Source organism: Streptomyces palmae (assembly GCF_004684805.1).
GTDB classification, from domain to species: Bacteria; Actinomycetota; Actinomycetes; order Streptomycetales; family Streptomycetaceae; genus Streptomyces; species Streptomyces palmae.
On the sequence record NZ_SRID01000384.1, the window covers coordinates 1 to 6,467 of the forward strand.

The 6,467-nt window shown below is 75.1% G+C and carries 8 protein-coding genes; 1 reads left to right on the forward strand and 7 read right to left on the reverse strand.

From position 1 onward, the window contains the following. The coding region (locus E4099_RS27245) for an ArsR/SmtB family transcription factor (protein ID WP_135341782.1) at positions 1-713 on the forward strand (713 nt) is incomplete at its 5' end. Positions 714-739: 26 nt separating this feature from the next. Here E4099_RS27245 and E4099_RS27250 read toward each other — a convergent pair. From E4099_RS27250 to paaB, 7 genes are read right to left on the reverse strand one after another with little or no spacing between them, the layout of a single operon-like run. After that, positions 740-2,002, reverse strand: a complete 1,263-nt coding sequence (locus E4099_RS27250; RefSeq protein ID WP_245245208.1) for a kynureninase — start codon at positions 2,000-2,002, stop codon at positions 740-742. 16 nt (positions 2,003-2,018) lie between these two features. Then, positions 2,019-2,846: an alpha/beta hydrolase gene (locus E4099_RS27255; RefSeq protein ID WP_135341783.1), complete on the reverse strand. Its 828-nt coding sequence runs from the start codon at positions 2,844-2,846 to the stop codon at positions 2,019-2,021. Then, positions 2,839-3,705, reverse strand: coding sequence for a tryptophan 2,3-dioxygenase (locus E4099_RS27260; RefSeq protein ID WP_135341784.1), 867 nt, complete (start codon positions 3,703-3,705; stop codon positions 2,839-2,841). The genes E4099_RS27255 and E4099_RS27260 overlap by 8 nt, the downstream gene beginning before the upstream one ends. 57 nt (positions 3,706-3,762) lie before the next feature. Further along, complete coding sequence (locus tag E4099_RS27265) at positions 3,763-4,878, reverse strand: 2Fe-2S iron-sulfur cluster-binding protein (RefSeq protein ID WP_135341785.1); 1,116 nt, start codon at positions 4,876-4,878, stop codon at positions 3,763-3,765. 20 nt (positions 4,879-4,898) lie between these two features. Further along, the gene (paaD, locus tag E4099_RS27270; RefSeq protein WP_386388912.1) at positions 4,899-5,396 is read right to left on the reverse strand and encodes a 1,2-phenylacetyl-CoA epoxidase subunit PaaD; all 498 of its coding nucleotides are present in this window, start codon (positions 5,394-5,396) and stop codon (positions 4,899-4,901) included. Next, a complete protein-coding gene (gene paaC / locus E4099_RS27275) occupies positions 5,393-6,169 on the reverse strand; it encodes a 1,2-phenylacetyl-CoA epoxidase subunit PaaC (protein ID WP_135341786.1) in 777 nt (258 codons plus the stop codon). The genes paaD and paaC overlap by 4 nt, the downstream gene beginning before the upstream one ends. Next, the gene (paaB, locus tag E4099_RS27280; RefSeq protein WP_135341788.1) at positions 6,159-6,464 is read right to left on the reverse strand and encodes a 1,2-phenylacetyl-CoA epoxidase subunit PaaB; all 306 of its coding nucleotides are present in this window, start codon (positions 6,462-6,464) and stop codon (positions 6,159-6,161) included. The genes paaC and paaB overlap by 11 nt, the downstream gene beginning before the upstream one ends. Positions 6,465-6,467: the final 3 nt, after the last annotated feature.

Consider the following 6,467-nt stretch of genomic DNA (forward strand, 5'->3'; position numbering starts at 1 on the left):
CCGCCCTGGAGGTGGAGCTGGCCACCCTGCGCGCCACCCCCGTCGAGCGGCTGCGCACCACCGCCACCGGTGCCCAGCAGGGCGTCGCCGCCCTCCGCGCCGACCCCGAACGCGGCCTGGACCGGCTGGTCGAGGTGATCGCCGCCTACTGGGAGGTGGCGCTCGCACCGTACTGGCCGCGCATCCGCACCCTGCTGGAGGGGGACATCCTGCACCGGGCCACCCACTTCGCCGAGGGCGGCACCCGGCGCCTCTTCCATGACCTGGACCCCCGGCTCCGCTGGGACGCCGGCACCCTGCAACTGACCCGCCGCCGCACCCCGGGGACACGCCGACTCGACGGCCGGGGACTGCTGCTGACGCCCTCGGTGTTCGTCTGGCCGCGGATCTTCTCCAACCTCTGCGGCAGCGAGCAGCAGCCCGTGCTGCGCTATCCGCCGCGCGGCATCGGCACCCTGTGGCAGCAGCGCCCCCAACCCTGCTCCGACGCCCTGGCCGGGGTGCTCGGCCGCACCCGCGCGCTGCTGCTGGCCGAACTGACCACCCCCGCCTCCACCACCGACCTGGCCCACCGGATCGGGCTGACCGCCGGCGGGGTCTCCCAGCATCTGTCGGCGCTGCGCGCGGCCGGCCTGGTCAGTGCGCACCGGGCCGGCCGGGTGGTGCTCTACGCCCGCACCAGCGTGGCCGAGGCACTGGTCGGCGCGAGTTGACCCGGGGCGCGCCGGGCATCCGCGCCTCAGGTGACCGTCTCGCGCTGCTGGAAGCGCGGCTGCCGATGGCTGCCGTCCAGCACGACCTCGCGCAGGGTGCGGACCGCCACCAGCACGTCCTGGTGCGAGAGGTACAGCGCGTTGACCCCGAAGCGCAGCAGATCCGGGGCCCGCATATCGCCGATCACCTCCTGTTCGGCCAGCGCCCGCACCAGCGCGTAGGCGTCCGGGTGCCGCAGCACCGCCTGGCTGCCGCGCCGGTGCGGGGCGCGCGGGGTGACCGCGGTGAACCCCAGCCCGGCCAGCAGGGTGTCGGCGCAGTCCAGGAAGAACCCGGTCAGCGAGAGGCTCTTGGCCCGCAGCCGCGCCATGTCCACCCCGTCGAAGGCGGTCAGCGCGGCCTCCAGCGCCAGCAGCGAGAGGATCGGCGGGGTGCCGATCCGGGCCCGCCCCACCCCCGGGGCCGGGGTGTAGCCGCCACTCAGCCCGAACGGCTCGGCATGTCCGTTCCAACCGGTGAGCGGCTGGTCGAAGGCGGCCTGATGGCGCGTGGCCACATAGAGGAAGGCCGGCGCGCCCGGCCCGCCGCTGAGGTACTTGTAGCCGCAGCCCACGGCCAGGTCCACACCCAGCTCGTCAAGTCGGAGCGGAAGCGCCCCCGCCGCGTGGCACAGGTCCCACAGCATCAGCCCGCCGGCCCGCTGGACGGCGCCGGTGACGGCGGCCATGTCGTACAGCTCCCCGGTGCGGTAGTCCACCGGGGAGTACCCGGCCACCGCCACCCGATCGCCCTCGGCGGCCAGCAGCCGCGGCAGGTCGCCGGCGGGCACCCGCAGGACCTGGAGGCCGAACAGCCGGGCCACCGCGTCCGCGACGTACTGGTCGGTGGGGAAGTGCGCCGGATCGGTCAGCAGCAGCGGACGGCCCGGACGCAGCCGTGCCGCGGCCCCCAGCGCGTTGAACAGCTGCACACTGGTGGAGTCTCCGGCCAGGGTCTGGCCCGGCGCCGCACCGATCAGCCGCCCGATCGCGTCCCCCACCCGCAGCGGCGCCTGCCACCAGGAGTTGTCGTTCCAGGACCGGATCAGATCGGTGCCCCACTGCCGCTCCACGGCGTCCGCCAGCACCGGCGGCACCGCGGCCGGCAGCGCGCCGAGCGAGTTGCCGTCCAGATAGACCACGCCCTTGGGCAGCAGGAAGCGCTCGCGCAGCGCGGCCAGCGGATCGGCGGCGTCCAGCGCCGCCGCCCGGGCCGGCAGGGCGTCGTGGGCAAAGGGGGCGGGGGTCACCGCGGGATCCTCTCCTTCAGGGGCACACGGGGGTCGGTACGTCCCGCCACGGCCGGCTCAGCCGGTGCAGCAGGTCGACCACCGCCCGGCTGGGCTCCGAACCCGGTTCGATCAGGGTGTAGTGGCCCACCCCCGGCAGGGTGACGACCTCGGCCTCGGGGTGTGCGGCGGCGTAGTCGGCGAACTGCTCCAGCGGCACCTCGGAGTCCTCGGTGCCGTGCAGCAGCACGGTGCGCACGCCCGTGCGGCCCCGGCCGCGCAGCAGGGTGAGCGGATCCACCAGCGGCAACCGGTCCGCGACCAGCTCGGGGCCGCCGAGCAGTTGCAGCGCCGCCCCCTCGCTCAGGTCCTCGCGGATGGTCGCGGCCAGATCGGTGAGCGGCGCCAGGCCCAGCACCGCGGTCGGCAGCCGCTCGGTGTACCACGGCGAGTCGGCCGGCAGCAGCCCGCGGGCACCGGCCCACAGCGCGAGATGGCCGCCCGAGCAGTGGCCCGCCAGCACGAAGGGGCGGCCGCCCGGGATGGTGTCCACCGCCAGCGCGATGTCGTCGAAGGTGGCCGGGTAGCCGCCCGCCCCGCCCGAGAGGCGGAACCCCGGCAGCACCGTGGTGAAGCCCTGCCGCGCCAGATGGGCGGCGAACGGCGTCAGATGCATCCGGTCGTACCGCCAGTAGCCGCCGTGCAGCAGCATCACCAGCGGGGCGTGCGGATCCTCGGCCGGCCACAGGTCGTACACCTGGTTCGGATGCGGTCCGTACGCGCGGTGGACCGGCGCCAGCACCGGCCGCAGGCTCAGCACCCGGCGCTCCTCCTCGGCCGCGAACGCGGAGACCTGCCTAGACATGTCCGCGCGCCGTCCACAGCTCGGGGAAGACCGGGCGGGCGGCGCGCCGCTCCAGCCACACCACGCCCGGGGTGCCGGCACTGCCCGTCTTGCCGCCCATCGCCCGGCGGGTCGCCAGCAGATGGTCGGACCGCCAGCGCAGCACCAGCTCGGCCAGGTCGGTGAGGACCTCGCCCAGGGCCACCAGCGGATCGTGCTGCGGCCCGGCGTAGACGCGCCGCCACACCTCCACCACCCGGGCATCGGCCTGGTACGCCTGGGTCACGTCCCGCTCCAGCACCGGCTCGGGCACCGGCATGCCGCAGCGGTGCAGATAGCGCAGCACCTCGTCGTAGAGCGACGGCTGGGTCAGCGCGTCCTCCAGCGCCGCGTACACCGGCGGATGCCCCCGGTGGGGCTGGGCCAGCGAGCGCGAGCGGTCGCCGAGCAGGAACTCCAGATGGCGGTAGCCGGCCGACTGGAATCCGGAAGCCTGGCCGAACGCCTCGCGGAAGCCGTTGAACTGCGCGGGAGTCAGCGCGGCCAGCGGCCGCCAGGAGGCGTTGAGCGCCTGGTGCGCACGCCGGCTGCGACGCAGGGCGTCCATGGCCCGCTCCAGGTCGTCCTTGGACAGGGCGTCCCGGGCGGCCCGCCACTCGTGGGCGATCAGCGCGAACCACAGCTCCATCACCTGGGTGGTGACCAGGAACCCCATCTCGTGCGGATCGGCGGTCAGCGGATGCTGGAGCGAGGTCAGCGCGGAGGCGCGCACATAGCCCTCGTAGGGAGGCGGGCCGTGGAACTTCAGCAGCGACTCGTCCTCGGCGGAGCCGCCGGCCGGCGCGGCCGTGGCAGGGCAGGGGGGAAGGCTGTCGGTCATGATGTCTCCTCCGGTAGCTCTGGTAGACGATTGCTCTCGCGTCGCGGTGGAGCGGGCTCAGGCGTCGAAGTCCAGTCCGACGTCCTGGGACTGCGGCCGGGCGCGGCAGGTCAGGGTGTAGCCCGCCGCCAACTCCGGCTCGCCCAGCGCGTACTGGCGACCCATCGCCACCGACCCGGAGACCACCTTGGCCCGGCAGGCGCCGCACAGCCCGTCCCGGCAGGAGTACGGGGTCTCCGGCCGGGCCCGCAGCACGGCGTCCAGCACCACCTGGTCCCCGGCCTCCATGGCGGACACCGTGGTACGGCCCCACAGCCGCGCGGTGATCCGCTCGCCTCGCCCGCCTGCCTCGGCGCCTCGCGGAGCCGGGCGCTCCGCCGGTTCGCCGCCGGCCGTGAACAGCTCGAACCGCACCCGGGAGGGGTCCGCGCCGCACGCCGCGAGCGCCCGGCGGGCCCCGTCGAGCAGCCCCCAGGGCCCGCACAGATAGAAACGGGTGCGCTCGCCGGGAGCGGCGCCCAGCAGCGCCAGCAGCCTCGGCAGCCGGTCGCCGTCCATCCGGCCGGACAGCAGCTCCGCCTCCCGGGTCTCCCGGGTCAGGACGTACAGCGCGAAGAACCGGGCCGGGTGGGCGTCCTTGAGATCGGCCAGCTCGTCGGCGAGCAGCGTCGATCGCGCCGTCCGGTTGGAGTAGACCAGCGAGACCCGGCAGTCCGGATCCCGGCGCAGCGCGGCCGCCGCCATCGAGTGCAGCGGGGTGATGCCGCTGCCGCCGGCGACCATCACATGGTGCGCCCCCGGCCGGTCCGCCAGTCCGAAGTCGCCGGTGGGCGGCGCCAGTTCCAGCTCGTCGCCGGCGGCCAGCCGGTCGGTGGCGTACGCGCCGAACCCGTCGGGCCCCAGCCGCTTGACCACCAGCCGCAGCTCACCGGCCCGGCCTGGCGGCGGGCAGACCGAGTAGCTGCGGCGTATCTCCCGCCCGGCCAGTACGTGCCGCACCGTCACATGCTGGCCGGCGCGGTGGGCGAAGGTGCCCGCCAACTCGGTCGGAACCTCCAGACCGATGGCCACCGCCTCCTCGGTCAGCGGGTGGACCGCCGCCACCCGCAGCCGGTGCCACCCGGTGGCGCGGCCCGGCTCCGGCACCGTGCCGCTCCCGCTCTCGCTCGTCATGGTTGTCGGCCCCACGGCCGTCACACCGCCTTCAGCTGGGCGAAGGTCTCCCGGCAGGCGCCGCACACCCAGACCGCCTGGCAGCGGGTCGCCCCGAAGGGGCTCTGCGGCCGGGTCGCCACCGATCCGCAGTGCGGGCAGCGGAGCCCGAGCCGCAGCCGCACCGGCAGCGGCGTTCGGGGATCCCCCGGGGGCACGATGCCGTGTTCGGACAGCTTCCGCCGCCCCTCGGCGCTGATCCAGTCGCTGCTCCAGGCGGGCGACAGCTCCTGGCGGACCCGCCCCGCGGGATGGCCGCACTCGGCCAGCACCGCGCGGATGTCCGCCTCGATCGCCGGCAGCGCCGGACAGCCCAGGAAGGTCGGGGTGATGACGACCTCCAGCACCCCGTCCCCAGCCGTCCGCACCGCCCGCACGATCCCCAGATCGGCCAGGGTGACCATGGGCAGCTCCGGGTCCGGGACCGCGCCGACCCGGGCCCGTACCCGCTCGGCGGGCAGCGGCGGCACGGCGCTCACCAGGTGCCTCCCGGGTACTGCCGGGACACCGACTGGAACTCCGCCAGCAGCGCGCCGAACTCCTCGGTGTGCGCCCCCGAGCGGCCCCCGGTCGCCTGCCAGGAGGCGGCCGGCACGGCCAGCTCCGCCTCCGCCAGCACCGCGGCCGCCTCCCGCTCCCAGGCGTCCCGCAGCCGCGCCGGGGCCACCGCGGTCCCCGCCGCGTCCAACCGCTCCACCAGCCCGTCGGTCTCGAACAACTCGGCGGCGTACGGCCACACCAGTTCCAGCCCGGCCCGCATCCGCTCCCTGCTCTCCGCGGTGCCCAACCCCAACCGCACCGTCCACTGGGCCGCGTGCATCCGGTGGTACTCGACGTCCTTGGCGGCCCGGGCGGCGAAGCCGGCCAGTTCGGCGTCGGAGCACCGCGCCAACTCGGCGTAGAGCAGCTCGCCGTAGAGCGCGTACACCAGCTGCCGGGCGACCGTCACCCCGAAGTCGCCGTCCGCCAGCTCCACCAGCAAGGCGTTGCGGAACTCCCGCTCGGTCCTCAGATAGGCCAGCTCGTCCTCGCAGCGCCCGGTCCCGTCCAGCCGGCCGCTGTAGGCCAGCAGCGTCCGGGCGTGTCCCAGCAGGTCCAGCGCGATGTTGGCGAGCGCCAGATCCTCCTCGATGGTCGGCGCCCGGGTCACCAGGGCGCACAGCCGCTGGCACAGCACCAGCGCGTCGTCGCCGAGCCGCAGGGTGTACGCGGCCAGGTCCCGGCCCGGCCGGCCGGTGGTGCTAGGCGTCATGGACGCCCCCCTCGTGGAGCGCGACATAGTGCTCCGGATAGCGGTACGGCTTGTCGGCCGCGTTGCTGAACAGCGGGCCCTTCTCGGCGGGCGAGGAGGCGCGTACCGCGTCCGCGCGCACCACCCAGATGGACACCGGATCGCCGCGGCGGGTGTACAGGTCCCGCGCGTTGGCCAGCGCCATGTCGGCGTCCGCGCCGTGCACCGAGCCCACATGCTGATGGGACAGACCGCGCCGCGGTCTGATGAATACCTCCCACGGCGTCTGCCCCCGCCCGGCCCCCGAACCCGTCATGCC